The sequence below is a fragment of the Trichocoleus sp. Lan genome (genome assembly GCF_039961855.1).
In the GTDB taxonomy this organism is placed as follows: Bacteria; Cyanobacteriota; Cyanobacteriia; order Cyanobacteriales; family FACHB-T130; genus FACHB-T130.
The window spans coordinates 44,798-69,916 of the sequence record NZ_JAMPKA010000026.1 but is presented as its reverse complement, the minus strand read 5'-3'; the positions used below and the strand labels follow the sequence as shown (position 1 = coordinate 69,916).

26 protein-coding genes are annotated in these 25,119 nt (G+C 47.8%); 9 read left to right on the top strand and 17 right to left on the bottom strand.

The genetic code is table 11. The features are described from left to right. Positions 1-69: 69 nt before the first annotated feature. The 15 genes from NDA03_RS21280 to NDA03_RS21210 form a co-directional block, all read right to left on the bottom strand. Positions 70-393 (bottom strand): 2Fe-2S iron-sulfur cluster-binding protein, encoded by a 324-nt coding sequence (locus NDA03_RS21280; RefSeq protein WP_190411211.1) that lies wholly within the window; start codon positions 391-393, stop codon positions 70-72. Between the two features lie 163 nt (positions 394-556). Continuing rightward, positions 557-793 (bottom strand): hypothetical protein, encoded by a 237-nt coding sequence (locus NDA03_RS21275; protein WP_190411210.1) that lies wholly within the window; start codon positions 791-793, stop codon positions 557-559. A gap of 54 nt (positions 794-847) precedes the next feature. After that, positions 848-1,018, bottom strand: coding sequence for a ssl1498 family light-harvesting-like protein (locus tag NDA03_RS21270; RefSeq protein WP_190411209.1), 171 nt, complete (start codon positions 1,016-1,018; stop codon positions 848-850). Positions 1,019-1,065: 47 nt separating this feature from the next. Continuing rightward, entirely contained in the window at positions 1,066-1,236 is a 171-nt protein-coding gene (locus NDA03_RS21265; RefSeq protein WP_190411208.1) for a ssl1498 family light-harvesting-like protein, read from the bottom strand. A 55-nt stretch (positions 1,237-1,291) separates the two neighbouring features. Then, entirely contained in the window at positions 1,292-1,462 is a 171-nt protein-coding gene (locus tag NDA03_RS21260; protein WP_190439357.1) for a ssl1498 family light-harvesting-like protein, read from the bottom strand. 211 nt (positions 1,463-1,673) lie between these two features. After that, positions 1,674-2,624, bottom strand: coding sequence for a F0F1 ATP synthase subunit gamma (locus NDA03_RS21255; RefSeq protein WP_190411207.1), 951 nt, complete (start codon positions 2,622-2,624; stop codon positions 1,674-1,676). Between the two features lie 112 nt (positions 2,625-2,736). Next, on the bottom strand, positions 2,737-4,254 hold the full coding sequence (atpA, locus tag NDA03_RS21250; RefSeq protein ID WP_190426132.1) for a F0F1 ATP synthase subunit alpha: 1,518 nt from the start codon (positions 4,252-4,254) through the stop codon (positions 2,737-2,739). 219 nt (positions 4,255-4,473) lie between these two features. Then, positions 4,474-5,031, bottom strand: coding sequence for an ATP synthase F1 subunit delta (atpH, locus tag NDA03_RS21245; protein WP_190411205.1), 558 nt, complete (start codon positions 5,029-5,031; stop codon positions 4,474-4,476). Continuing rightward, positions 5,031-5,600: a F0F1 ATP synthase subunit B gene (locus NDA03_RS21240; RefSeq protein WP_348239060.1), complete on the bottom strand. Its 570-nt coding sequence runs from the start codon at positions 5,598-5,600 to the stop codon at positions 5,031-5,033. Before NDA03_RS21240 ends, atpH begins: the two co-directional genes overlap by 1 nt. A gap of 104 nt (positions 5,601-5,704) precedes the next feature. Next, complete coding sequence (locus NDA03_RS21235) at positions 5,705-6,139, bottom strand: F0F1 ATP synthase subunit B' (protein ID WP_190679189.1); 435 nt, start codon at positions 6,137-6,139, stop codon at positions 5,705-5,707. Between the two features lie 175 nt (positions 6,140-6,314). Further along, the gene (gene atpE, locus NDA03_RS21230) at positions 6,315-6,560 is read right to left on the bottom strand and encodes an ATP synthase F0 subunit C (RefSeq protein WP_015112744.1); all 246 of its coding nucleotides are present in this window, start codon (positions 6,558-6,560) and stop codon (positions 6,315-6,317) included. 217 nt (positions 6,561-6,777) lie between these two features. Further along, positions 6,778-7,539 (bottom strand): F0F1 ATP synthase subunit A, encoded by a 762-nt coding sequence (gene atpB / locus NDA03_RS21225; protein WP_190411202.1) that lies wholly within the window; start codon positions 7,537-7,539, stop codon positions 6,778-6,780. 53 nt (positions 7,540-7,592) lie between these two features. Continuing rightward, on the bottom strand, positions 7,593-8,036 hold the full coding sequence (locus NDA03_RS21220; protein WP_190411201.1) for an ATP synthase subunit I: 444 nt from the start codon (positions 8,034-8,036) through the stop codon (positions 7,593-7,595). Between the two features lie 288 nt (positions 8,037-8,324). Further along, positions 8,325-10,856, bottom strand: coding sequence for a tetratricopeptide repeat protein (locus tag NDA03_RS21215; RefSeq protein WP_348239059.1), 2,532 nt, complete (start codon positions 10,854-10,856; stop codon positions 8,325-8,327). 188 nt (positions 10,857-11,044) lie between these two features. Further along, positions 11,045-13,540, bottom strand: coding sequence for a CHAT domain-containing tetratricopeptide repeat protein (locus NDA03_RS21210; RefSeq protein WP_348239058.1), 2,496 nt, complete (start codon positions 13,538-13,540; stop codon positions 11,045-11,047). 342 nt (positions 13,541-13,882) lie between these two features. On the opposite strand from NDA03_RS21210, the gene NDA03_RS21205 reads away from it, so the two are divergent. Further along, positions 13,883-14,215: a hypothetical protein gene (locus NDA03_RS21205; protein WP_348239057.1), complete on the top strand. Its 333-nt coding sequence runs from the start codon at positions 13,883-13,885 to the stop codon at positions 14,213-14,215. A 473-nt stretch (positions 14,216-14,688) separates the two neighbouring features. Further along, positions 14,689-15,243 carry a hypothetical protein gene (locus tag NDA03_RS21200; protein WP_190435405.1) on the top strand — a complete coding sequence of 185 codons (555 nt, stop codon included), beginning with the start codon at positions 14,689-14,691 and terminating at the stop codon, positions 15,241-15,243. A gap of 104 nt (positions 15,244-15,347) precedes the next feature. Here the strand turns inward: NDA03_RS21200 and NDA03_RS21195 are convergent, their stop codons facing one another. Then, entirely contained in the window at positions 15,348-16,544 is a 1,197-nt protein-coding gene (locus NDA03_RS21195; protein ID WP_348239056.1) for a class I SAM-dependent methyltransferase, read from the bottom strand. A 441-nt stretch (positions 16,545-16,985) separates the two neighbouring features. Between NDA03_RS21195 and NDA03_RS21190 the strand changes: the two genes are divergently transcribed. From NDA03_RS21190 to NDA03_RS21165, 6 genes are all read left to right on the top strand, one after another. Further along, positions 16,986-20,387 carry a phycobilisome rod-core linker polypeptide gene (locus NDA03_RS21190; RefSeq protein WP_190411196.1) on the top strand — a complete coding sequence of 1,134 codons (3,402 nt, stop codon included), beginning with the start codon at positions 16,986-16,988 and terminating at the stop codon, positions 20,385-20,387. A gap of 35 nt (positions 20,388-20,422) precedes the next feature. After that, a complete protein-coding gene (locus NDA03_RS21185) occupies positions 20,423-20,575 on the top strand; it encodes a hypothetical protein (protein ID WP_348239055.1) in 153 nt (50 codons plus the stop codon). A 209-nt stretch (positions 20,576-20,784) separates the two neighbouring features. Further along, entirely contained in the window at positions 20,785-20,919 is a 135-nt protein-coding gene (locus tag NDA03_RS21180) for a hypothetical protein (RefSeq protein ID WP_277877513.1), read from the top strand. 231 nt (positions 20,920-21,150) lie between these two features. Beyond that, on the top strand, positions 21,151-21,636 hold the full coding sequence (apcA, locus tag NDA03_RS21175) for an allophycocyanin subunit alpha (protein ID WP_190411195.1): 486 nt from the start codon (positions 21,151-21,153) through the stop codon (positions 21,634-21,636). Positions 21,637-21,698: 62 nt separating this feature from the next. After that, positions 21,699-22,184 carry an allophycocyanin subunit beta gene (gene apcB, locus NDA03_RS21170; protein ID WP_190411194.1) on the top strand — a complete coding sequence of 162 codons (486 nt, stop codon included), beginning with the start codon at positions 21,699-21,701 and terminating at the stop codon, positions 22,182-22,184. A gap of 234 nt (positions 22,185-22,418) precedes the next feature. Beyond that, positions 22,419-22,622 carry a phycobilisome linker polypeptide gene (locus tag NDA03_RS21165; RefSeq protein WP_190411193.1) on the top strand — a complete coding sequence of 68 codons (204 nt, stop codon included), beginning with the start codon at positions 22,419-22,421 and terminating at the stop codon, positions 22,620-22,622. A gap of 487 nt (positions 22,623-23,109) precedes the next feature. Here NDA03_RS21165 and NDA03_RS21160 read toward each other — a convergent pair whose 3' ends face one another. Next, the gene (locus NDA03_RS21160) at positions 23,110-23,349 is read right to left on the bottom strand and encodes a hypothetical protein (protein WP_190411192.1); all 240 of its coding nucleotides are present in this window, start codon (positions 23,347-23,349) and stop codon (positions 23,110-23,112) included. Between the two features lie 503 nt (positions 23,350-23,852). Between NDA03_RS21160 and NDA03_RS21155 the strand changes: the two genes are divergently transcribed. Further along, positions 23,853-25,040 carry an FtsW/RodA/SpoVE family cell cycle protein gene (locus NDA03_RS21155; protein WP_190411238.1) on the top strand — a complete coding sequence of 396 codons (1,188 nt, stop codon included), beginning with the start codon at positions 23,853-23,855 and terminating at the stop codon, positions 25,038-25,040. The last annotated feature ends 79 nt before the right edge of the window (positions 25,041-25,119 follow it).

The following is a 25,119-nucleotide window of genomic DNA, read 5'->3' as shown; positions in this document are numbered from 1 at the left end:
GAATTAAGGCTAAATGACCGCAGGCTTTGTTTGAAAAGCCGCGAAATTACTTGTCGAGTCTGAGTAGCCCTACTTCTGGAACTGCCCGAATTGTAGCTCGTACAGTTCGTCTTCTTTCCCACTCTCAATTTTCAAATCGGATCGGGGATAAGCGACGCAGAGCAGTACATAGCCTTGTGCCTGAAGCTCTGGACTGACGCCCATGCCATCCCCCTGTTCTACCTTGCCTTCTAGAACCTTAGCCGCACAGGTAGTACAAACTCCCGCATTGCAAGAGCTGGGTAAGTCTAACCCAGCAGCAGAGGCAACCTGAAGGATCGTTTTATCCTCTGGCACTTCAAGGGTCTGAGTATTGCCTTGATCGTAAATTTCAACTTTATGTGTCTTGGACATGAGCAGCAATGGCTAGAGGGAATGCTTCCCCACGGAAACTAAACTTTCTCTATTGTTTCATGAATCAATTAGCTACTCACCCCGTCAAACCATAATGCCTAGAAATGAGAAACCCCAGCTTTGGAGAAGCTGGGGCTAAGGAAATTTTCACGTTGTCTTTGTCTTAAAACGAGTAGAAAGTAAAGGCTCCAACAATCACTGTGAAGACAACAGCACTCAAGATGTTGTTGAAGAGTCGCCCTACTTCAGGATTATCTCCCAGCGCCGCATCGTTACGACCAGCGGTAAAGAACAACGACCAAGCTTGATTAGCAGTGATGGGCGCAAAGTTGTTGAAATCAGTGTTAAAGACAGTCGGCGCAAACTGATAGCGGGCATCAAAGTCAAAGTCAGTCTTCATAACCGAACTCCTAAGTATTGGAAATAAGTGTCTGAAACTTCTCTTTCTTCAGGTTTAGCTGACACTCAATGCAGTCAGAACCAGCAGGGTGACAAACAAAGTAGCGATCGCGCCTTGAAAAGCGTAGCGACGCTGCTGCTCTGGTGAAGGGGACTCGGCAAAGTACACCGCAGGCTCAGCTGCATAGTTGTTGAGGATGCCTCTTTCGTCGGTGGTGTATTTCATGGCTGTTTGTCCTGGTTGGTTGTATTGCTCTGTAAATCTTGAATAACTTAGCTGACACCCAATGCAGTCAGAACTAGCAGGGTGACAAACAAAGTAGCGATCGCGCCTTGAAAAGCGTAGCGACGCTGTTGCTCTGGTGAGGGGGATTCGGCAAAGTACACCGCAGGCTCGGCTGCATAGTTGTTGAGGATGCCTCTTTCGTCGGTGGTGTATCTCATGGTTGTTTGTCCTGGTTTGTTGTATTTATCCGTAAATCTTGAAATCTCGAATAACTTAGCTGACACCCAATGCAGTCAGAACCAGCAGGGTGACAAACAAAATAGCGATCGCGCCTTGGAAAGCGTAGCGACGCTGCTGCTCTGGTGAGGGGGGTTCGGCAAAGTACACCGCAGGCTCGGCTGCATAGTTGTTGAGGATGCCTCTTTCGTCGGTGGTGTATTTCATGGTTGTCTTTCCTTTGTTTCTTTATGTTAACTATTGTAACAGTATGTAAATAAATTGCAACAATCTAGAAACTTTTTGTTATACGCTTTGCTTTGGGCAGTGATAGGTGCTGCTTAAGTGGGTCTATCCGTTCGATGATGCGAGTGCATACAACAAAAAAGCGTCTGAGTAATCTCAGACGCTCTGTGTAAATTAAATTGAAAAGCTAAATCTAGCCTTGTAACGCTTCGGCACCGCCGACAACTTCCAGAATTTCCTGGGTGATTGCCGCCTGACGCGCTTTGTTGTACTTCAGAGTAAGAGAACCAATCAGCTCCTTAGCGTTGTCGCTGGCGTTGTTCATCGCCGTCATCCGTGCTGCTAGTTCGCTCGCTGCCGATTCTTGCAAAGCCCGCAGTAACTGGTTATTCAGATACAGCGGCAGGAGGGCATCGAGAATCTGTACTGGATCTTGCTCGAAGATCATGTCCCGTGGGAACTCTCGAACTTGGGTAGAGACTTTCTCCCGTGTTACCTCAAAACCACCACCGCGAGTTGTGAGGCGGAAGATTTCATCATCTCTTGCTTCTAGTCCTTGGGTTGTCAGCGGCAGCAAGGTTTGCACCACTGGGCGAGAGCTGATCAAGGAGACAAACTTGGTGTAGACCAATTCAATCCGGTCTACATTCTCTGACAAGAACAAGGAAAGCAGTTCGTCAGCGATTCTGGATGCTTCTGCTGCTGTAGGAATTTGCTCTAAGCCAGTATAAGTAGCGTCAATCGGCTGGTCGCGACGCTGGAAGTATTGGATAGCTTTGCGCCCTACCAGCACAAATTTATAGTCCCGACCTTCGGCTTGTAGTTCCTTGGCGCGGTTTTCAGCGCGACGGATGACGTTGGTGTTGTAGGCACCGCAGAGACCGCGATCGCCTGTAATCACCAAAATTCCTACAGACCGAACCTCCCGGTTTCTCAACAGAGGCAGATTTGCTTCTTCAAACCGCAGACGGTTTTGCAGACCGTAGAGAACCTGAGCGAGGCGGTCGGCAAAGGGGCGAGTGGCAGTCACCTGTTGTTGGGCGCGGCGCACTTTGGCGGCGGCAACTAGGCGCATTGCCTCGGTGATTTTTTTGGTGTTTTTGACCGACTGAATGCGATCGCGAATAAATTTTAGATTTGCCATAGTTTTGTTCGGTGTCAGTTGTCCTTTGCGAGTGGCTAATTACGAATAGCTAATTGCGAAGCGCTACTTTTTACAATTAGCTATTCGCGCTTAGCTATTCGCTTTGGACAATTTACGCCATCGCCATGAAGGTCTTCTTCGCTTCACCGATCGCTTCCTTGAGGATGCCTTCCGCATCTTCCGTCAGCTGCTTCTCTTTGCGGAGGATTTCCATGTACTTCGGCTTGCTGGTTTTCAGGTACTCCCGTAGCGATCGCGCAAAAGGAGCCACCTTCTCTACAGGAATATCATCCAAATAGCCATTCAAACCTGCGTACACAACTGCCACTTGCTCAGCCACTGATAGCGGCGAGTATTGCGGCTGCTTCAGAAGTTCCCGCAAGCGCTGACCCCGCGCCAACTGGTCTTGGGTTGCCTTATCCAAATCCGAGGCAAACTGAGCAAAAGCTTGCAGGTCGTCAAACTGGGCCAACTCCAGCTTTAGCTTACCAGCCACTTTTTTCATCGCCTTGGTTTGAGCCGCCGAACCCACCCGCGACACGGAAATACCAGGGTTCACTGCGGGACGCAAGCCAGAGTTGAATAGGTCGGAGGTCAAGAAAATCTGACCATCGGTAATCGAAATCACGTTGGTGGGAATGTAAGCGGAAACGTCCCCAGCTTGGGTTTCGATAATTGGCAGCGCGGTCATGCTGCCTTCACCCAGTTCTGTACTCAGCTTTGCGGCACGCTCCAGCAAACGGGAGTGGAGATAGAACACATCCCCAGGATAAGCTTCCCGTCCGGGCGGACGACGCAGCAGCAGGGACATCTGGCGATAAGCTTGGGCTTGCTTGGAGAGGTCATCATAGATGATCAGCGTCGCCTTGCCCTTGTACATGAAGTATTCTGCCAAGCTAGCGCCCGTGTAGGGAGCCAGATATTGCAGGGTTGCTGGGTCGTTAGCGTTTGCTGCTACCACAATGGTGTAGTCCATTGCGCCTCGTTCCTGAAGCACGTTCACCACTTGGGCGACGGTAGAAGCTTTTTGACCGATAGCGACGTAGACGCAAATCACGTCTTCTTCTTTCTGGTTGAGGATGGTGTCAACCGCGATCGAAGTTTTTCCGGTTTGTCTGTCACCAATGATTAGCTCCCGCTGACCCCGACCAATCGGAATCATCGCGTCAATAGCGGTAATGCCGGTTTGCATCGGTTCGTAAACCGAGCGCCGAGCAATAATTCCCGGTGCGCCTGATTCAATGAGGCGGGTTTCTGTGGTGTTAAGGTCTCCCTTTCCATCAATCGGACGAGCGAGAGCATCCACAACACGACCAATCAAGGCTTCGCCCACTGGCACCTGAGCAATCTTGCCGGTGGCGCTCACAGAGCTACCTTCCTGGATGTTGCGACCATCGCTCATTAGCACCACGCCCACGTTGTCTTCTTCTAAGTTCAGGGCGATGCCAACGCTACCGTCTTCAAATTCCACCAGTTCCCCGGACATAACCTTGTCTAGGCCATAAATCCGGGCAATCCCGTCACCTACTTGCAATACGGTACCCACGTTAGAAACACTAACGTCTCGGTCGTATTGTTCAATTTGCTGCCGAATAATGCTGCTAATTTCGTCAGGTCTGATGCTGATCATGGTTACTTGTTAAAGGAGGAAAGGGTTTGTGTTAAAGGTTGAAGGTTTTAAGAAGAATCCCTTCTCGAAGGGTAGCTTAAAGGTTGAAGCTCTCTATTTTGGCGGTGGTAGGTTGAACATTAGAAGTTAAGATTTGCAAATTTCACTTGCTTAACTTGCAAACATCTCAAAAGTTTCCACCGACAAACTGCTTACCTTTCCAACTCTCAACTTTCAACTTTAGGCGGCACTGTTCAGGCGTATGCCAATACGGCGCAGTTGTCCTCGCAAACTGGCATCCAATACCTGAGACCCCACTTTGATGATGACACCACCGATTAGATCTGGATCGAGTTTGGTATCGAGTTCTACTTGCTGGGCACCGCTAATCGCTTTTACTTTTTCACCGATGGCTTGCTGCTGAGACTCCGACAGTTCTACCGCTGAGATAACTTCTGCTAGAACAGTCTGATTCAGCTTCCGCAGAAGTGCCTGGAACTGTTTGCAAATTCCCTCTAGAAAGAGGATACGTCGCCTCTCTACCAGCAACATCAAAAAGTTGAGGATGTAGGGGTGAAGTCCATCGCCAGCAATTTGCTGCAATACCGCTTTTTTATTTTCAGCGCTTACAACTGGATTGCCCAGAAAATGCTGTAGATCCTCAGAACTTTCTAGGACTCCCAACAAAGATCGTACATCTTCGCCAAACCGCTCTGTCTGGTTCTGCGACTGAGCCAAGGACATTAATGCCTCTGCATACGGCTCTACGATTTCACCGCTAACCATACTACCTTTCATCAGCGACCTCCTACACTAGCGATGCTGCTGTCAATTAATTGTTGTTGAGCAGCATCATCCAATTGGCTTTTGAGTTGCGATTCAACGCGCTGCAACGCCATTGCAGAAACTTGCGCTCTGAGTTCAGCGATCGCTCGCTCCCTTTCAGTGTTCAAATCCTCAACCGCTGTTTTTTGCAAGCGTTCGACATCCTTCGCTGCTTTCGCCAAAATGGATTCTCTCGCTGCCTTGGCACTTTCTTCAGCATCTTTGCGGATTCGTTCTGCCTCCGCTTGAGCCTGAGTTAATTTCTGCTGGGCATCAGAGAGTGCAGCTGCTGCCTCTTTCTGGCGTTGCTCTGCTTCTCTAATCGCCGTTTCAATCCTTGCACGACGCTCGCTTAGGATATTTCCTAATAAGTTACGTCCAAAGTAAAACAGTACACCAATAAGAATTGCCAGGTTAATTAGATTGGCTTCAAAAATGTCCGGATTTAAACCGAAACCATGATGCCCCTCTGCCTCTGCTAATTCAGCGCCAGCTGAGTGAGCCACCTCGGCTAATAAGAAAAAAGTCCCCATGATACCCATCCCATTGAAGTATGAAGTTGGTCATTCGTCATCAGTCATTGGCTTTGGTCTAATGACTAATGACTAATGACTAATGACTAATGACAGCTTTTCCTTCAAGCTCTCTATCTATTGACCAGCTGCTGTCCCAATATTTTTTCCAGAATTTGGCGACTCAGTTCGTCCACCTGGGTTTCTAGAGATTGCAAGGCTTCTTGCTTTTGCTGTCCAATCTCTAGAGACGCCACTTCTCTTTTTGCAACAGCTTCCTGCTGTGCCTCAGCTATTTTTTGAGCGCCTATTTTCTGGGCATCGGCTTGAGCATTTGCAATCAGTGCTTGAGACTGCCTGCGGGTATCCGCTAGCTGTTGCTCATATTGCTTTGCTAACTGCTCAGCTTTTGCCAAGCGTTCTCGCGCACCCATTTCATTCGATCTGATGTAATCGTCGCGCTCGTCTAGCACTTTAGTCAGTGGCTTATAGAAAACCACATTTAATACCGCTGCCAATAGCAGAAACTGCACTGCCATCAAGGGCAAGGTAGCGTCGAAATCAAACATTTCTTCCCTCTTTATGCTTGAACAGCAGTTTTAATGGCAAGCAAAATTATCTCACTTGTCATATTCTCTATACCCTCTAGGCAAGGGGTTCAACTTACATCAACAGGACTGGAAACTAAAAACTTTGTTTTAGTAGAGACGTGCTTTACCACGTCTCTACTAAGAACAAAAAATGTTAAGCGAAGGGGTTAGCAAACAACAGCACTAGGGCAATCACCAGACCATAAATGGTAAGGGATTCCATGAAAGCCAGGGTTAACAGCAATGTGCCGCGAATTTTACCTTCTGCTTCTGGCTGACGAGCAATACCTTCGACTGCTTGACCAGCAGCATTTCCTTGACCGATACCAGGGCCAATTGCAGCTAAACCAATTGCGAGAGCAGCAGCCAGAACTGAAGCAGCAGAAACCAATGGATCCATGATTATTTCCTTACCTTGAAGTACAGAACAAACAACAGAGAGTTTCGAGTAGAGACACGGCACTGCCGTGCCCTTACAAGTGTTGAGTTTTGAGTCAAGATTTTTAATCTTAAATCCCAAATCTCAAATTCTATCAACTGAGGGCATCCCGAAGGCGATATGGAGAAGGAGGGATGATTTTATTCATCTTATATCCTTCTTCCTACCCTAAAAAAGGTTAATGCTCCTCATGCCCTTCATCACCATGCCCCTCCATCGCTTCATGAATGTATGCAGCTGCTAAGGTGGCAAACACTAAAGCTTGAATGGCACTGGTAAATAGCCCCAACGCCATAACTGGCAGAGGAATAAACAGGGGAACCAGTAGCACTAATACTGCTACTACCAGTTCATCCGCCAGAATGTTGCCAAATAAACGGAAGCTGAGGGAAAGGGGCTTTGTGAAATCTTCTAAAATGGCAATGGGTAATAGGATCGGTGTCGGCTCAATATACTTTTTAAAGTACCCTAAACCCCGCTTGCTAAAACCTGCGTAAAAATACGCTAAAGAAGTTAGCAATGCCAGTGCCACTGTGGTATTGATGTCATTAGTGGGAGCTGCTAGTTCTCCTTCTGGAAGGTGAATTAGCTTCCAGGGAACTAATGCGCCAGACCAGTTTGAGACAAAGATAAACAGAAACAGCGTGCCAATAAATGGCACCCACGGACGGTATTCTTTCTCGCCAAGCTGGTTTCTAGCCAGATCTCGAATGAATTCTAGAGCATATTCCATGAAGTTTTGGATACCTTTAGGAATTCTCTGAATATTCCGAGTTGCAGCTAACGAGGCAAGCAGAAGAATACCAATAACAACCCAGGAAGTTAGAAAAACTTGCCCGTGAATCTTAAGATTTCCCACTTGCCAATAAAGGTGATGACCAACTTCTAGTTTGGCGAGAGGGAATGAATTAAAGGCGGAAAGAATACTTAGCATTTCCATTCAATGAGGGTTCTCCAGGGATTAAAGAGTGGAGAATTCTAACACTGTCCAACCTATCGAGCGTCCGGGGGAAACAAAGTCCGAAGCATATAGACGATGAGGGAGGCTTTATAAGTCAGAAATCCCAAAAAAACGGGCAGAATCTGTAGCTTATTCACTTGGGTTGCGATTATAATCAACCCAATAAACAGAGCAAACCGAGTCTTACTCAGACGCTGTTTCTCTGCGCCAAGTCGCTCAACGTCTTTAGCCAACATCCTCAAGTAAACCACACATGTGCACGCCCCTATCAAGTAATTCAGGGCAATGTTGAGAGAGTAAAAAATCCAGACGGAGATAAAAATAATCCCGCTCAAAGCAAGTGTAGTCAGCAACAACTCTTGTTGAAGTTGGTAGTACTCTTGCATGGAGCCATCTGGTTCTGATACAGGCGAACCAGTTTGTGGTAACTCCTCGGTGGTCGGCGTGGTTGTTTGAGATTCGTTTGACAAGTTCACAACTGATGTGTTTCAGCTTGTGCTATTTGGTCTGACTACTACAGGTCAGAACCAAACATTTTGAATATACCATGCAGAGGTAACATTACTTAAAAAAGAATTAAGCCGATGTCAGCAAATTAACAGGTTCTCTCTGGTAGCGATCGCATTCATGCTCATGAGTTCTCATCCAAGAAGCATTTTTCGCATTCATGCTCATGGGTTCTCATTTAAAAAGCATTTTAGGCATCAGCGTGGGTATCGCCCCGCCCCTTGTTGTAGCAGCTTGCGGCGATTTTCCCTAGCTTTTTACTCAGCTTCCCCAATCAACGTGTATGCAGCCCAAGCGCTGGGTTGGTCAGGATATTGTTTCATCGTCGTCAGCATCGCGCTTCGCAAAGCTTGTGCTTTATCGGAGTTTTGTTGCAGATTTTGATAAAATTCGGTCATCAACAAGGCAGAAGGATTATCGGGTATCGCCCACAAAGTGACGATGACACTGGGGACACCCGCAGTAATTAAAGAGCGAGACAATCCAATCACGCCATCGCCAGTCAGCTTACCTCGCCCAGTGTCGCAAGCACTCAAGACAACTAACTCGGCATTGAGCTTGAGATTGAGGATTTCGCTGGCGGTGAGCAACCCGTCATCTTTACCCGAAGGAGCCAGGGCGATCGCTCCCGGTACTCCGCTACGCTGAAAATCATCCAGCAAGCCGTGAGTCGCCAGATGAATCATCTTGGCTATGGGTAGCTTCTGAACAACTGCGGCTTCAGTAGCTTGTTTCCCAGTGAGGGCTTCTGTGTTTAGGAGACGAGCAATCTCCATCGCTTCCTTCTCGGCACCTGGTAGGGGCGAAAGCGGTTGAGGCTTTTCCCCAATTTTGGGGGCAAGGCTGGGCATCGTGGGATTGCCAACCACTAGGACATCCTTAACTGATACTGGAAGCCGTTGTCGTTGCTGACGGGTTAATGCCAGTACCTGAATTGAGGGAGCCGTGAGGATAGTGTGTTGTTCGATGAGGTATTTATTGCTGGTATCTTGGAGGGCAGCAAAGGGAACCAAGAACAGGGATTCTTGAGGAATAAAGATAACGCGGGCATTGGGGTCAGCAGGCAGGAAGTCGGCAATGGGTTTAATTAGTAGTTGATGGAGTTGCTGTAATCGATTAGTTTGGGTAGTTTCATCCAATCTAGTGATGATGCTCAAGCCGCGACCTCTGACACCCATCGATTCGCGGCTGTTGATAACAAGTTTTTCAAGGCTTGTATTTTGCTGCTGCCACAGGGGTTTAAGGTCAACACGACGAAAAGCTACTTTGCCTGAGGGTGGGATTACCCAAATATAGAGTTCTGATTCGCGAGCTTCTTTTTTACCTTGAATCTTGAAGTCGTCATAAATAATCGAATATTCAACCAGGGTGGCATTTTGTTGTTTGGCGATTTGTTGAATTTGCTGGGTGTTGGGTGGATTGGTAGAGATATTCGCCTGAGTAGAGGAAGGGGATGAGAAGCGTGTCGCCAGTAGCTCCACAAATGCCCTGGCACGACCGCTTTCCGCAACTTCTAGAGCCTCTGTGGGTTGATTTTGGGCAATCAGGACTTGTTGCAGCAGACGATAGGTGCGAGCTTGCTGCTCAAAAATTGACACTTTGTAGGCATCATTGCCACCCAATCGTTCCCGTAGAGATTTGTATACCTCAATTCCAGCGCGGAGGGTTTTTTCGGCTTGAGAGAGATTGCCAGATTCCTGAAAAGCCAGTCCCAGATTGGCTAGAGATTGCCCCTCACCCAAACGATCTTTAATTTCCCGTGCAATGGCTAAACGCTGCTGGTGGTAATCAATCGCCTTGGCGTATTCTCCTAGGTTTTTGTAGGCAATTCCCAGATTGTCTAGGGATTGCCCCTCGCCTTGGCGGTCTTTGATTTCTCGTGCGATGGCTAAATGCTGCTGGTGGTAATCAATTGCCTTGGCGTATTCTCCTAAAGAATTGTAAGCCAGTCCCAAATTACCCAGCGCACTTCCCTCCCCCAAACGGTGTTTAATTTCCCGCGCAATAGCTAAATGCTGCTGGTAATAGTCAATCGCTTTGGCGTAATCTCCTAGGGAAGAGTAAGCATTTCCTAGACTGCCTAGAGATGCCCCCTCCCCCAAACGGTTTTTAATTTCCCGTGCGATGGCTAAATGCTGCTGCTGGTAATCAATCGCTTTGGCGTAATCTCCCAGATAAAAGTAAGCATTTCCCAAATTGGCTAAGGATGCCCCCTCCCCCAAACGGTCTTTGATTTCCCGCTTAATTGCCAAACTCTGCTGGTAGTAATCAATCGCCTTGGCGTAATCTCCTAGATTTTTGTAGGTAACTCCCAGATTGCCCAGCGCACCTCCCTCCCCCAAACGGTCTTTAATTTCTCGCGTGATGGCTAAATACTGCTGGTGGTACTCAATCGCCTTAGCGTAATCTCCCAAAGAATCGTAAGCATTTCCCAAATTGCCTAGGGATTTCCCCTCCCCCAAACGGTCTTTAATTTCCCGCATGATCGCTAAACTCTGCTGGTGGTAATCAATCGCTTTGGCGTAATCTCCTAGGTAACGGTAAGCATTTCCCAAATTGCCTAGGGATTGTCCCTCCCCCAAACGGTTTTTAATTTCCCGATAGAGACTGAGTGCTTGTTGCCAAGACTGTAATGCCGCCTCAAATTGACTGGTCTGAGCCTGCTGAATACCTTGCACAAGTAGTTGGTCTGCTTCGGCTTTCCGAGCATCTGGGGTTTGCGCTAACGTCTGTGTTGTGGGAAATAGCGCTGGAAAATTAGGCGGGAATGGCGTTGCAGCAGATGTCAAAAGAGCGAGCGCGCTGAGGAGTCTGATTTGGAAATGCACAGTTATTAGGGGAGAAGGTGCAAGGATGCGATCGCTGTTTTAACCTACGACAATTAGGCGCGTCTAGTTATCGATTGATGCGAGAGCATCGTCATCAGAATCAAGAATGCGATCGCAGCAGCAACAGAGGCTATCTGATTGTTTTCGGGTTATTCAGCTTCCCCAATCAACGTGTATGCAGCCCAAGCACTGGGTTGGTTAGGGTATTGTTTCATCGTCGTCAGCATCGCGCTTCGCAAAGCTTGGGCTTTATCTGGGTTTTGTTGCAGATTTCGATAAAACTCGGTCATTAGTAAGGCAGAAGAATTATCAGGTATCGACCACAAAGTGACGATAACACTGGGGACACCCGCAGTAATTAAAGAGCGAGACAATCCAATCACGCCATCGCCAGTCAGCTTACCTCGCCCAGTGTCGCAAGCACTCAAGACAACTAACTCGGCATTGAGCTTGAGATTGAGGATTTCGCTGGCGGTAAGTAACCCGTCATCTTGACTAGAAGGAGCCAGCGCGATCGCTCCCGGTACTCCGCTACGCTGAAAATCATCCAGCAACCCGTGAGTCGCAAGATGAATCATTTTTGCTTTAGACATTTGCTGGACAACCGCAGATTCATTGGCAGAGTTGCCAATGAGAGCTTTGGTATTAAGTAGAGTAGCGATGGCTAAAGCTTCCCGTTCTGCACCAGGGAGGCTTGACAATTTTTGAGGGGATTCTCCCCGCTTAAGAGAAACACTGGGCATATTGGGATTGCCAACGACTAACACATTCGGGTTTTGTCGAGAGGCTAAACTTCGAGTCTCTACACGTTGTTTTTGCTGACGGGTTAAATCCAGTACCTGAATCGAGGGTGCAGTCAGGATGGTGTGTTGTTCAATTAAGTATTTGCCAGAACGGTCTTGCAGAGCGGCAAAGGGAACCAAAAATAAAGATGTTTGAGGAATAAAAACAACACGGGCATTTGCCTCTTTTGGCAACAGATCGGTAATTGGTTGAATCAGTAGCTGATGAAGTTGTTGTAATTGTTTAGCTTGGCTTGTTTCATCTACTTTGCTAACAACACTCAACCCGCGACCTCTGACACCAATTGATTCTCGACCATTGACAACAAGCTTTGCCAGGTCTGTATTCTGTTGCTGCCACAGGGGTTTAAGGTTGGAAGAGCGAAAACTCACTTCACCTGTGGGCTTGACAACCCAAATATACAGTTCTGATTCTTCGATTTGTTCTCGATTTTTTCCTTCTACACTATCGACGATAATTGAATACTCAACCAGTGTGGCGTTTTGTTCTTTGGCGATTTGTTGAATTTTCTGAATGTTAGGGGGAGTAATGGTTGTTAGAGCATTGGGTGAAGCGACGCGCGTCATCAATAACTCTACAAATGCCCGCGCTCGACCCCGTTCGGCAATTTCCAACGCTTCATTTATCTTATTTTGGGCGATGAGGACTTGTTGCAGCAGACGGTAAGTTTTGGCTTGCTGTTCAAAAACTGACACCTTGTAAGTATCGTTATTCCCCAATTTTTGCCGAAGCGATTCCCAAATTTGAATTCCTGCGCTTAGGGTTTTTTCAGCTTCTGTAAGCTTGCCCGATCGGCGAAGCGCCACGCCCAAATTGTTTAGCGCCGTTCCTTCGCCTTCGATGTCGCCAATTTGCCGCGCGATCGCGATCCGCTGCTGCTGATAATCAATTGCCTTGGCATAGTTGCCCAAGGAAGTGTAAGCATTGCCTAAATTTCCCAGTGCTGTTGCTTCCCCTAAGCGATCGCCAATTTCCCGCGCGATCGCGATTCGCTGTTGCAGATACTCAATTGCTTTGGGATAATCCCTCAAATCCATGTAAGCAACGCCTAGATTCCCCAGAACTTGCCCCTCTGCGTGACGCTCACCTAACTCTCGCGCCAGCGGTAAACGCTGTTGATAGTAATTAATAGCTCGTGAATAGTCGCCTAGAGAATCGTAAGCGATGCCCAAATTATTCAGAGAGGCACCTTCCCCAGAGCGATCGCCAAGTTCTCGCGCGATCGCTAAACTCTGTTGATGGAAATCAATCGCTTTGACATAATTTCCCAGGGAATAGAAGACAATCCCTATATTTCCCAGAGCGCCTTGTTCTCCGGAGCGATCGCGGATTTCTCGCGCAATCGTTAAACGTTGCTCAAAGTAATCAATTGCTTTGGCATAATCGCCCAAATGGTGATGAACAATGCCCAAATTATTTAGAACGTATGACTCTCCCTTGCGATTGCCGAGGGAACGATCCACAGCTAAACTTTGTTGATAGAACTCAATCGCTCGTGTATAGTCACCCAACGATCGATAAGCTTCTCCCAAATTGTTAAGAACCGCCCCCTCTCCCTTCTTATCGGCGATTTCTCGGTAAATCTTTAATGCTTCTTGTCCAGACTGTAAGGAAGCTCTAAATTGACCCTTCTTTTGCTGCTCAATCCCTTGCTCTAGCAACCGATCGGCTTCGGCTTCTCGCTCAGCGGGGGTTTGAGCCAACGCCTGAGAATTTTGGATGGCGCTAGAAAATTTTGAATTTTGGATGAATTGCCAATCTACAGTTGGAAATCCCAAATCGACACTCAGAATAGTAGCCAGGAAGGTGATGAAGGCGCAAAGTCCGATTTGAGAGCGCATAGCGATTTTTCGAGAAGTGTGCAGCGACATCTACTGTCTTAGCCCACACGGAAAAGGCGCGTCTATAGCACTTCTCTTGGACTCCTAAAAAACGAACCGCACAGAACACTCTAGAAACAGAAGTGTCAAGGAGCGATCGCCTCGCCATCGGTTTGTGACGCCAGAAGAATTATCAAATGGGTACAGTAGCGATCTGGGTGTAGTAGCGATCGCTTCGTTTGCTAGTTTTATCTGGCTGAGTTTTAATCTCAGGTGATACGTCGGCAGCTAGAGGTTACAAAAAGCAAACTTGCTTAACTTGAATACTAGGAGACGACACGTAGTTAAGGAAGTATTAGTCAAATGAAATTTAAAACCCAGTGGCTGATTGGCATCCTGGGATTAACTGCCCTCATCAGTTCCCCAGCCGTAGCTCAAAACACACCGTTACAAGACTTTTTCAATGGTCTCCCCCCATATACGGGCGATGACGTTGTTGAACCCCGCAACCCGACTGGAAATCGGGAAACCTCTAACGATGATAGAGAGGTTGGGGAATCAACTCAGAATGCGACACCAGCAACCAATCGCAACTTAACAGAACCAGAAAACAACAATCCTAATCAGTCGGAAAGCCAGTTACAAAGAGATGCAAGACCCACGAACCAGCCCTACCAGCCAGGTTCACTAAGGTAGTCATGCAAGTTCTAATAACGCCCTCATCTTTTTATTTACTCTAGGTAAGGGTTGAGGGCTTATATTTTTATAATTGCATTTTTTACACAACTGATTCCCCTAACTTTCTCTTAATCAAGGAAGTTAGGGGAATTGTTTTTTGTACAGAGGTTCAGATGTGCGATTTCTCTAAGCAGTCACGAATCCCGTCTTCAAGAATCATTTACAACTGCTATATTTCCTATTGTTTTAGGGGCAATCGTCTCCATTAGCAATGCCAGCAAAACTTGTTCTTGACGATATCAAAATATTCTTTGATGCTGAAAAAATCCTTCAAGGAGTACCATCACGTCCTTTTCGTTGCCGATTCCATCTGAACTAATTTTTTTGTTCAAGTTTTACAGAAGTCACTAAAGGATATAAACTGGAAACTTCGTTTAATTTTGGTGGTTATATAGACTACAGGTAACTGTAGTTGAGGAGGTATTGGTTAAATGAAACCTCAAACTCAAGGGTTAATCTGCATCATTGGATTAAGTGCCTTTATCAGTTCACCAGCCGTGGCTCAAACCTATCGGCTTGAAAAATTCTTCAATGGCACTCCCCCCTACGATGGTGACAGCCTTAACAGTGCCCGAAATCCTATAGGAGATATGGAAGCCTTTATCTATCAGGAGGCTAAACCGATTATTACGATTGAGTTTGAAGCAGGAGATGAAGCGCCTTCTGAAACACCTGCTGAGACTCCAGAAGAACCACAAAATCAAATCCCTGCTGATGAGACTCCTGCGGAAGTCCCAGAACCAACGCCTGCTGAGATTCCAGAAGAACCCCAAAATCAAATCCCTGCTGAGACTCCTGCGGAAGTCCCAGAACCAACGCCTGCTGAGACTCCGGAAGAACCCCAAAATCAAATCCCCGCTGAGACTCCTGCGGAAATCCCAGAACCAACGCCTGCTGAGAGTCCAGACGACAACAACGAAGAGCCAAAACGAGAGATCATTTGGGAAGCAGAACCAAGGAACCCCCAGCCAAACCAGGGTAACTAATGTAAGGCAAGCTGAATTGATATATGAAATATTGGCAATGGGAATAGGTAATAGGGAATGAATCGTCATGAATTTCCTATTACCCATTAACAATTACCGATTTGTTAACTCGGTGTCAGCATAATTAGCTGTCGTTCCAAGAGCGATCGCACAAGATCCAACTCCAACGAAACACTCGCCAAAATTTCTTTTATGCTTCGACGTTTTTCTGAGTTAACATCACACGCTTGCAAAAATTTAAACTCTCCCTCTGACAAATTGACAATCTGATAATCGTAGTTAAACAGACAGCGGCTAGGCCATCCATCCATGCAGGGGTTTCGGGCTGGAATAGCTGCCAACAGCGCCTCATCCGATGACCAATCTGCTTTGGATAGGGGAGGACGTGCCAGGAAAAATTCGTAGTGAGTGACCGCTTCTGGGTCTAATAATTCGATTAAACGATAACGTTCGCGATCGCTTAATTTTTTTGCCCGTTCGAGCAAGTCTGGATTTTTCCCCAAGAGTCGCTCTAATTCCCAGTTTTTGGGATTAGAAAAACCAACAAAATCCAAACCTGAAGCATCAATGAGTTCAAAAAGAGTGTCGATGTTGTAGTCGATTTCCTGGGGATGAACGTACATATCTGCAAAACACTCATCCCGCTGATTTTCTAAAGACCAGCGCTCTTTTTCTCGCTTGACCAGTCGATTATTTTCTGGCAAAGCGGCAAATATTTGACGCCCCACCTGAACGCCATCGCGGTAGTCGCCTCGCCGTTCGCCTTGAAGCAGTGCGATCGCTTTTTGCATCAACTGGATTTCCCAGCGCCCCAGCTCAGCATAAACGAAAATATGCATCAAGCCTCCCGGCGCTAACTTCGCCGCCAAGGATTGAATTCCCCGAATCGGATCGGGCAAATGATGCAAAACCCCAACACAGTTGATTAAATCAAACTCACCCGGTAGTTCCTGTGCGTCATATAAACTCTTGTGATGAAACTCGACGCGATTTGCCCCAGAACGGCGACAACGCTCTCGTGCCACTTCCAAAGCGCCCGAACTCAAATCAATTCCCACCACTTGAGCCGCCGGATTGAGGTGAACTAGGTACTCTGTTCCTACACCCGTGCCACATCCGGCATCTAAAATGCGGACATCCTGCTTTTGGGGTGTTTGATTGGTGCAAAAGTGATAAGCGGCTAGCCAATTCCAGCGCCAGTTGTAGCCGGGAGGCGGACTATCCAGCAGAGGTTCTGGTGGAAAAGGGTAAGTATCGTAAAGTCGTTGGACGGCGGAACTGATATCCTGCCTGATTTCCATATCACGTTAAAGGGTAAAGTTAGAGATGTCCGGGCAGGTCATCTGTAGCTAGACGGCGTCTTAAGTAACAAAACTTATCGCTCTTCTCAGGGAATCTGCCGCCATTTAGTATTATGACCTTGTGAACACCTAGATAGGGTTCTACACACTTTTTAACAAACCAGTCTGAGAAGCCCGAAAAGTTTTAATCTAAAAACTGAGCTGATTAACCCCAGGCAGTTAAAGGATAAAGGCTCAAAGATGAACGCTGAGATGTTGAAGGCGCAAGAATGAAGTTGATAAGCCATAAGCCGTAGGGAAAAAGCCACTTTCTCCGGGTCAGTCGCTCCCGTGGCGGTTGGTTAACTTTAATCCCTCAACCTTCACAATTCATCATTCATCAGTGGCACTCTGGTCATGTTTAACGCAGTGACGATTTAGATAGGGAGCTTTTGAGATCCAATGAGTGTTAAGGCAAGTGGTGGAAGCTCAGTTGCGCGTCCGCAACTATATCAAACAGTACCAGTTGCAACTATTTCGCAAGCGGAACAACAAGACCGCTTCTTAGGGAGAGGTGAGCTGGATGAACTGAAGAGCTATTTCAGTTCCGGCAGCAAGCGTCTTGAGATTGCTCAAACGCTCACCCAAAATGCAGACCTGATTGTGTCTCGCGCTGCCAACCGCATTTTCGTCGGGGGTTCCCCGATGGCTTTCTTAGAAAAGCCTCGCGAACCCGAATTGGTGACAGCGAACGTTCCGGATGTCAAACAAGGGATGGCGCTGGGAAATGTCACCTATGTGGAAAGCAGCGGTGGCTTTTTGCAGGGGTTGCGATCGCTCTTCAGCGCAGGCGGCGGCGGTCCTACCCCAGCGGGTTTCCGACCGATCAACGTTGCCCGCTACGGTCCGGGCAATATGCAAAAGTCGTTGCGGGACTTATCCTGGTTCTTGCGCTACCTGACCTACGCAATTGTTGCCGGAGACCCCAATATCATCGCGGTTAACACGCGGGGTTTGCGGGAAATCATTGAAAATGCTTGCTCCGGCGAAGCGACAATTGTGGCGTTGCAGGAAATGCGGGCAGCCGCCTTGGGTTATTTCCGGCGCGACGAGGAAGGGACAACGATTGTCAACCAGTACTTTGAAGTGCTGATTAGCGAATTCCGCGCCCCCACCCCCTCCGACAAAGTGCGGCAGCGTCCTTCTGGCGATCAGCAAGGTCTGCAACTGCCCCAAATTTACTTCAATTCAGCCGAGCGGCGTCCCAAGTACGCCATGAAGCCCGGTTTGTCATCTTCGGAAAAGCAAGAAATCATCAAAGCCGCCTATCGGCAAGTCTTTGAGCGCGACATTACTCGCGCTTACAGCCTTGGCATCTCTGACTTAGAATCCAAGGTCAGAAATGGCGACATCTCAATGAAAGAATTTATCCGCCGCTTGGGTAAATCTACTCTTTACCGCAAAAACTTCTACGAGCCATATATCAACAGTCGCGCTCTGGAACTGGCATTCCGTCACTTCCTGGGTCGTGGCCCATCCAGCCGTGAAGAAGTCCAAGAATACTTCTCCATCGTTTCCAGCAAAGGTCTACCCGGTCTCGTTGATGCCCTGGTGGATTCTAAAGAATATTCCGACTACTTCGGCGAAGAAACCGTGCCCTACATCCGGGGTTTGGGTCAAGAAGCGCAGGAGTGTCGTAACTGGGGACCGCAGCAAGATTTGTTGAACTACAGCGCGCCTTTCCGCAAGGTACCGCAGTTCCTCACCACATTTGCTGCTTACGAGCGACCGCTGCCCGACCAACATCCGTATGGTTCCGGCAACGACCCCTTGGAAATTCAGTTTGGGGCAATCTTCCCCAAAGAAACCAAAAATCCCAACACCCGTCCTGCTCCGTTTGGTAAAGATACTCGTCGCATCCTGATCCGCCAAGGCCCAGGAATTGACAACCAACTGAGCAACCCAGCAGCTCGTCCCAAAGCTCCGGGTTCCTTGGGTCCGAAAGTGTTTAAACTGGATCAACTCCCCGGTCCAGGTGGGAACGGCGGCACATCCTTCAAACGGTATGTGAAGAATTCCAGCGTTAAATACTCCGAAAGTTCCACCCAAGCGGTGATTAAGGCAGCCTACCTGCAAGTATTCGGGCGGGATGTCTATGAAGGTCAGCGCCTCAAAGTGGCGGAAATCAAGCTGGAGAACGGCGAAACCACAGTGCGGGAGTTCATCCGCGCTCTGGCTAAGTCTGACTTGTTCCGCAAGTTGTACTGGACTTCGCTGTACGTTACCAAGTCGATTGAATACATCCACCGCCGTCTGTTGGGTCGTCCCACCTATGGACGTCAGGAAACTAACAAGTATTTTGATATTTGCGCCAAAAAAGGCTTCTACGCCCTGGTTGACGCGATTATCGATAGCCCCGAATACAGCGAGTCATTTGGGGAAGATACGATTCCTTACGAGCGCTATCTGACACCAGCTGGAGTCAGCTTGCGTAGCCTTCGGATTGGCAGCATTGCCGACACAGCTCTGAAAATTGAGAAGCAAGAAACCCCTCGTTTTGTGGAACTCGGTCAAGTTACGCAGCTGCGGACAGAACCCGACATTCAATTCCGCATCAACCAGGGTGTCAGCAAGAAGCGCGAGCAAACCAAGGTCTTTAAGCTGACAGAAACCAACGACAAAGCGTTGGTGCAAAACACAATCCGGGCAGCATACCGGCAAATTTTCGAGCGCGATATTGAACCCTATATCGTGAAGAACCAATTCAGCGACTTTGAAAGCAAGCTGCGGAATGGTGAAATCAACCTCAAGGAATTTATTGAGGCGTTGGGAGGTTCAGACCTCTACATCAAAGAGTTCTATACTCCCTACCCGAACACTAAGGTGATCGAGTTGGGTACGAAGCACTTCTTGGGACGGGCACCCCTAGACCAAGTAGAAATTCGCAAGTATAACCAGATCCTTGCATCTGAAGGGCTTCGGGGCTTTGTGGGCGCAATGGTGAATAGCCCAGAGTATGCCCAGGCGTTTGGAGAAGATACGGTGCCTTACAACCGCTTCCCGACCCTGCCAGCGGCAAACTTCCCGAATACTGAGAAGCTGTATAACCAACTGACCAAGCAGAATGATGACTTGGTGGTTCCCAGCTTCAAGCCGGTGCAGTCGCGCATGGATGTGGCGAAGATGCCGCTGATGGGTAAAGCGATCGCAGATATCGCTGCAAAAGCTCGTCAGCGCGACATGAGTAAGCCGCTGTTTATCGAGTTGGGTCGTTCCTTTACCAACGGTGACGGGCAATCCGTTGAAGTTGGAGTTGGGACATCGCGGCGTAAGCCTGCTCGAATTTACCGGATGAATCCAGGGATGAATCAGGGTGAATCTGCACAGGTGATTAATGCCATCTACTGTCAGGTGATGGATATCTTCAGCGGTCAAGTTCCTGGGGAACTGCGCCGTTCGGATCTCGATAGCAGACTCCGCAACGGTGAAATCTCGGTGCGCGAGTTTGTGAAGAGTCTGGCGAGTTCCGATATCTATCGCCGTCGCTTCTATGCCCCCTATCCCAACACCAAGGTGATTGAGTTCCTATTCCGGCACCTGCTGGGACGCGCACCCGCTACCCAAGGTGAAATCCGGCAGTACAACAAACTGCTGGCGGATAGCGGCTTGAAGGCGGCTGTAGAGGCAATGGTGGATAGTCCTGAGTATGCTCGTTACTTCGGCGAGGATGTGGTGCCTTACAACCGCTTCCCGTCCCTGCCAGCGGGTAATTATCTGGGCAGTGTGAAAGCAGCAGCTGACTTGGTGAAACAATCCTGGTCAGATATGTCGCCTTCCTACATCGGTAATCGCTTGAGCCGATAAATCCGAGAGTCGGGAATGGGGAATGGGTGATTAATATGACCCGTTCCCCATTCCTAATGAATCGGAAGTTTTGCTCTATGCTCTCTCTGGATGACGCGGGGAGTTTATCGAAACGCAGAAGCGCTCCAGAAACCAGAGAAATAGAGATAGAAGAGGCGATCGCTATCTTGTCGATCATCCTCCAATAAGATAAATTCTTCGGTTCAAATTCCCCCAATAACCGCACTGCAAAACCTTGTCCAACTGCATTGTGGTAAAGTGGCTCATCTAGTGTCCACAACTTGAATCCCTTAAAGTTTCTGCTAAAGCTAAATCAGCAGAACAGATTAGGGCATGGAATGGGCGATCGCATTTTTATGGAGCCGCGAAGATTTGGAGGACAAATGGGGAATAAAAGGTGATTGATGCTCAGGGGTGCAGAAATTCAAAAATCCTGACAGCGATCGCTCCCCTCCCAAGCAAGCGATCGCTCTTTGATGACCAACTGACCCCAGCGAAACCCGCTGCGATCGCCCTCAAAGCCCCAAAATGAGGAACAATATTAAAAAGTGTTAAGAAGAGACCTGGAATGTGAACAGAATGCCGCAAAATTATTTGCGGAAGGTAGCTGAGTCCCAGGCAGTGTGTACGGATGGTTACACTGAAAAATGCTAAAGATACCGAACAAGTATTCTTGTAGCAGTGACAGGCTTCCACATTCCTTGGCGAATGCCAGTTTCAAACCATCTGGTAAAACTTTTCTTTTGATTGGAGGAATCCACAAATGAGTATCGTCACGAAATCCATCGTGAATGCTGATGCCGAGGCTCGTTATCTTAGCCCAGGCGAACTAGACCGGATCAAGAACTTTGTGACCTCCGGTGAGCGTCGCCTCCGGATTGCCCAAACGTTGACCGACTCTCGCGAGCGCATCGTCAAGCAAGCTGGCGACCAGTTGTTCCAAAAGCGTCCTGATATTGTTTCTCCCGGTGGCAACGCTTACGGTGAAGAAATGACCGCTACCTGCCTGCGGGATATGGACTACTACCTACGCCTGATCACCTACGGAGTCGTTGCTGGTGATGTCACCCCGATTGAAGAAATCGGTTTGGTTGGCGTTCGTGAAATGTACAAGTCTCTGGGTACCCCGGTTGACGCAGTTGCTGAAGGCGTTCGCGCTATGAAGAATGCTGCTTCCTCCATGATGTCTGGCGAAGATGCTTCTGAAGCAGGCGCTTACTTCGACTACGTGATTGGTGCCATGCAGTAGGGTGTTTCCCTTCCCCTGCTAAGGATTAGAACCTGACTACGTAAGATAAGGAAACAAGAAAAATGCAAGACGCAATTACTGCTGTTATCAATTCCTCTGACGTTCAAGGTAAATACCTTGACACTGGTGCTTTGGAAAAGCTCAAGGGCTATTTCAACACTGGCGAACTACGCGTTCGTGCAGCAACCACCATTAGCGCTAATGCTGCCACCATCGTTAAGGAAGCGGTTGCTAAGTCCCTGTTGTACTCTGACATCACCCGTCCCGGTGGCAACATGTACACCACCCGTCGCTATGCTGCTTGCATCCGCGACTTGGACTACTACCTCCGCTATTCCACCTATGCCATGCTGGCTGGCGACCCATCCATCTTGGATGAGCGCGTGCTGAACGGTCTGAAGGAAACCTACAACTCCTTGGGTGTTCCCATCTCCGCTACTGTGCAATCTATCCAAGCCATGAAAGAAGTTACCGCCAGCTTGGTGGGTGCTGATGCTGGTAAGGAAATGGGCGTTTATTTAGACTACATCTGCTCTGGCTTGAGCTAAGCGTAAGCGCTCGTTCATCGCTTAAGTTTTAAGCGACTGCGTTTTGTCTGGTGAAGTCTGGGAAGTCTGGAGTGAATGCTAGCTCGTCAAAGGCTTGTCGAATTAAGTTGATAAGTTTTAGCGGTCTAGTATTGACTCTTGACTCCCAGCCTTCGGTGTCTTAATTAGATACGCCAATCCAAAGATTGATTGAGATCAAAAATTTCCTCACCACCTGACTAGGAGAAATTAACCATGCGGATGTTTAAAATTACTGCCTGTGTTCCCAGCCAGACCCGTATCCGGACTCAGCGGGAATTGCAAAACACTTATTTCACGAAACTCGTTCCCTACGAAAATTGGTTTCGCGAACAGCAGCGGATTATGAAAATGGGTGGAAAAATCGTTAAGGTTGAGCTGGCTACTGGTAAGCCAGGAGTAAATACTGGTCTACTTTAATTTGCGGAAATAGGCTTGTTTACGGAATTTTCAACATTTAGATAAGATTCAAATGCAAAGAGGTCTTAAGGACCTCTTTTTTTGTGGCTCAATAGCCGCTTTCGATAGCAATTCGTTTTATTAGTGGGACTTAGGCATTTTCTAGCCCCTTTAGGGGCTGAAAACCTCTCTGAGCAAGAAAAAAAGGTCGATAATCAAAAAATGCCTGAAACCCTTGTGAATACTGGATTTATGCTCTTTTGAGCTGAAAATTTTTCTCTGTCTAAGTTTGAAGCCATTTTTTTATCAGTTTTTGTCTAAGTCCCGTTAGGCTACACTTCGATTCCCGAAGCTCCCTTTTTCAGCAGACGCCTAGAGCGATTCTGTTGCTAGTAATTTGTGAATCATATAAGAACTAGATTAAAAACAACGACTAAAGTTTGCTAGGTAAGCATTTATTGACTTCTTGTCAAGGATTTTTCCGGAATTTCTGTTAAGCCAAATTCTTTTAGAACTCAGCGCTGTGTTCGTAATCCAGGCATTCTTCCTCGCTCTCTTCTCTCCAAGTTCTACCGCTTGTCTCACATCGATGCTGCTCGCCTATCCAAGGTATCACCACTGGATGTGTAGATGAGTAGAGTGAAGATGAGCTGACGAGAGCTAATAGGATGGAGGCGATGCCGATAAATCCTGCCAACACCAGGACAGTCAGCACCGTTACATTGAGAGGATGAGTTTTGACCTGCATTTCTAAGTAATCTCGCTCAACTTTATAGGAAATAGGGAATCGTCTCTGTAGTCTTGGGGGCTAATTGAGCTTTTTCAGCTTGCTCAATCCAAAACTCTAAGTGGTCTGCGTGATTATACGTAATAGGGGCGATAGATATTACGAAGTAATAAGGTCGCGTTTTTACTTAAACCACTGAAATTTAGAATTTTGATTCGGTAATCATACGGTTAAGTTCAATACAAAGATCGTCAGTGAAGCAATCTTCTTGAAAGCTTTAATTTAGAGGGTAGATTAATAAATTTTTGATTTAGAAAGCGATCGCCTGATGCCGTTAGATGTCAGAAAGATTTATAGAAAAGCAAAGAAAATCGGGAGCGGATGAACCGATATAGGGCAAAGCGCCTTATCATTTTGGTCGGTACCGCTGCTAATGTTGGGGAGCGAGCAGCACTCCGTGCATCCGCCAGAGCGATCGCTTTGTGATTCCTTGCCGCTGAATGTTACCTATACGCCAAGTCGCTGTGAATTTACGCCAGCTAATTCCTGTTTTTAATTCCTCTGCCCAGGATTGGGCAATAGATGCCAGATTGTTGCGGTGGCTCACCTTCCTCTGGCTGTTTATCGGGTTAGTCGTGCTATTTTCGGCGTCCTATCCCAGCGCAGATGCTGAGTTTGGAGATGGGATGTACTACTTCAAGCGCCAAATCATCTCAGTCATCCTGGGGCTAGTAGCCTTTAACCTGGTGGTGAACTTCCCCCTACGTTCTGTTCTAGAAATCGCTGATTGGTTTGTCATACTCCTGTTGGGAGTGATTTTCATCACCCTGATTCCAGGAGTGGGAACCACCACCAATGGCGCAACCCGTTGGATAGCCTTGGGGCCATTTCCACTTCAACCCTCTGAGTTGATCAAGCCGTTCCTGGTGTTGCAAGGCGCTCGGATTTTTGGGCATTGGGACAGACTAACGTGGAAAGTCCGCTTGACCTGGCTGTTTATTTTTTGCTGCGTGCTTTTGGGAATTTTGCTACAGCCCAACTTAAGTACAACCGCACTTTGCGGGATGACTTTGTGGCTAATTGCACTTGCTGCTGGGTTGCCTTATTCCTACTTGGGAGGAACAGCGCTGGGCGGGGTGCTCTTGGCGACAATCAGTATCAGCGTGAAAGAATATCAGCGTCGTCGGATAATGTCTTTTTTGAATCCTTGGGCTGACCCCATGCAAGACGGATACCAGCTGATTCAAAGTTTACTGGCAGTTGGTTCTGGCGGCACCTGGGGGTCTGGTTTTGGGCTATCGCAACAGAAGCTGTTTTATTTGCCGATTCAATACACCGATTTTATCTTTGCGGTGTACGCAGAAGAATTTGGCTTTGCAGGCAGTTTGCTGCTGCTGTTGCTGCTGATGGCTTATGCAGCGCTGGCGCTAATTGTGGCGATAAAGGCGCAAAATCCCATTCACCGGCTGGTGGCGATTGGAGCCATGATTTTGATGGTGGGGCAGTCACTACTAAATATTGGCGTTGCGACTGGTGTCCTACCTACTACGGGTTTGCCCTTGCCGCTGTTTAGTTATGGTGGCAATTCAATGATTGCGAGTTTGATTGCCGCTGGGCTGCTGATTCGCGTGGCGCGGGAAAGTAGCGAAGCAGAAATTGTGTCGCTGCAAGGACGTCGGTCTGCGGCTAGGCGGCGACGCCGAGAACAATAAGTTGTCTGTCATATATCTAAATTGCACAAATTGAAAGAGAGGTTTTAGGTGAGGATAATTTCCATTACCCACTACCAGA

Excerpts from the sequence above, each read along its gene's own strand:
- NDA03_RS21280 (WP_190411211.1), bottom strand. The coding sequence starts at position 393 with ATGTCCAAGACACATAAAGTTGAAATTTACGATCAAGGCAATACTCAG.
- NDA03_RS21275 (WP_190411210.1), bottom strand. The coding sequence starts at position 793 with ATGAAGACTGACTTTGACTTTGATGCCCGCTATCAGTTTGCGCCGACT.
- NDA03_RS21270 (WP_190411209.1), bottom strand. The coding sequence starts at position 1,018 with ATGAAATACACCACCGACGAAAGAGGCATCCTCAACAACTATGCAGCT.
- NDA03_RS21265 (WP_190411208.1), bottom strand. The coding sequence starts at position 1,236 with ATGAGATACACCACCGACGAAAGAGGCATCCTCAACAACTATGCAGCC.
- NDA03_RS21260 (WP_190439357.1), bottom strand. The coding sequence starts at position 1,462 with ATGAAATACACCACCGACGAAAGAGGCATCCTCAACAACTATGCAGCC.
- NDA03_RS21255 (WP_190411207.1), bottom strand. The coding sequence starts at position 2,624 with ATGGCAAATCTAAAATTTATTCGCGATCGCATTCAGTCGGTCAAAAAC.
- atpA (WP_190426132.1), bottom strand. The coding sequence starts at position 4,254 with ATGATCAGCATCAGACCTGACGAAATTAGCAGCATTATTCGGCAGCAA.
- atpH (WP_190411205.1), bottom strand. The coding sequence starts at position 5,031 with ATGAAAGGTAGTATGGTTAGCGGTGAAATCGTAGAGCCGTATGCAGAG.
- NDA03_RS21240 (WP_348239060.1), bottom strand. The coding sequence starts at position 5,600 with ATGGGTATCATGGGGACTTTTTTCTTATTAGCCGAGGTGGCTCACTCA.
- NDA03_RS21235 (WP_190679189.1), bottom strand. The coding sequence starts at position 6,139 with ATGTTTGATTTCGACGCTACCTTGCCCTTGATGGCAGTGCAGTTTCTG.
- atpE (WP_015112744.1), bottom strand. The coding sequence starts at position 6,560 with ATGGATCCATTGGTTTCTGCTGCTTCAGTTCTGGCTGCTGCTCTCGCA.
- atpB (WP_190411202.1), bottom strand. The coding sequence starts at position 7,539 with ATGGAAATGCTAAGTATTCTTTCCGCCTTTAATTCATTCCCTCTCGCC.
- NDA03_RS21210 (WP_348239058.1), bottom strand. The coding sequence starts at position 13,540 with ATGCGCTCTCAAATCGGACTTTGCGCCTTCATCACCTTCCTGGCTACT.
- NDA03_RS21205 (WP_348239057.1), top strand. The coding sequence starts at position 13,883 with ATGAAATTTAAAACCCAGTGGCTGATTGGCATCCTGGGATTAACTGCC.
- NDA03_RS21200 (WP_190435405.1), top strand. The coding sequence starts at position 14,689 with ATGAAACCTCAAACTCAAGGGTTAATCTGCATCATTGGATTAAGTGCC.
- NDA03_RS21195 (WP_348239056.1), bottom strand. The coding sequence starts at position 16,544 with ATGGAAATCAGGCAGGATATCAGTTCCGCCGTCCAACGACTTTACGAT.
- NDA03_RS21190 (WP_190411196.1), top strand. The coding sequence starts at position 16,986 with ATGAGTGTTAAGGCAAGTGGTGGAAGCTCAGTTGCGCGTCCGCAACTA.
- NDA03_RS21185 (WP_348239055.1), top strand. The coding sequence starts at position 20,423 with ATGACCCGTTCCCCATTCCTAATGAATCGGAAGTTTTGCTCTATGCTC.
- apcA (WP_190411195.1), top strand. The coding sequence starts at position 21,151 with ATGAGTATCGTCACGAAATCCATCGTGAATGCTGATGCCGAGGCTCGT.
- apcB (WP_190411194.1), top strand. The coding sequence starts at position 21,699 with ATGCAAGACGCAATTACTGCTGTTATCAATTCCTCTGACGTTCAAGGT.
- NDA03_RS21165 (WP_190411193.1), top strand. The coding sequence starts at position 22,419 with ATGCGGATGTTTAAAATTACTGCCTGTGTTCCCAGCCAGACCCGTATC.
- NDA03_RS21160 (WP_190411192.1), bottom strand. The coding sequence starts at position 23,349 with ATGCAGGTCAAAACTCATCCTCTCAATGTAACGGTGCTGACTGTCCTG.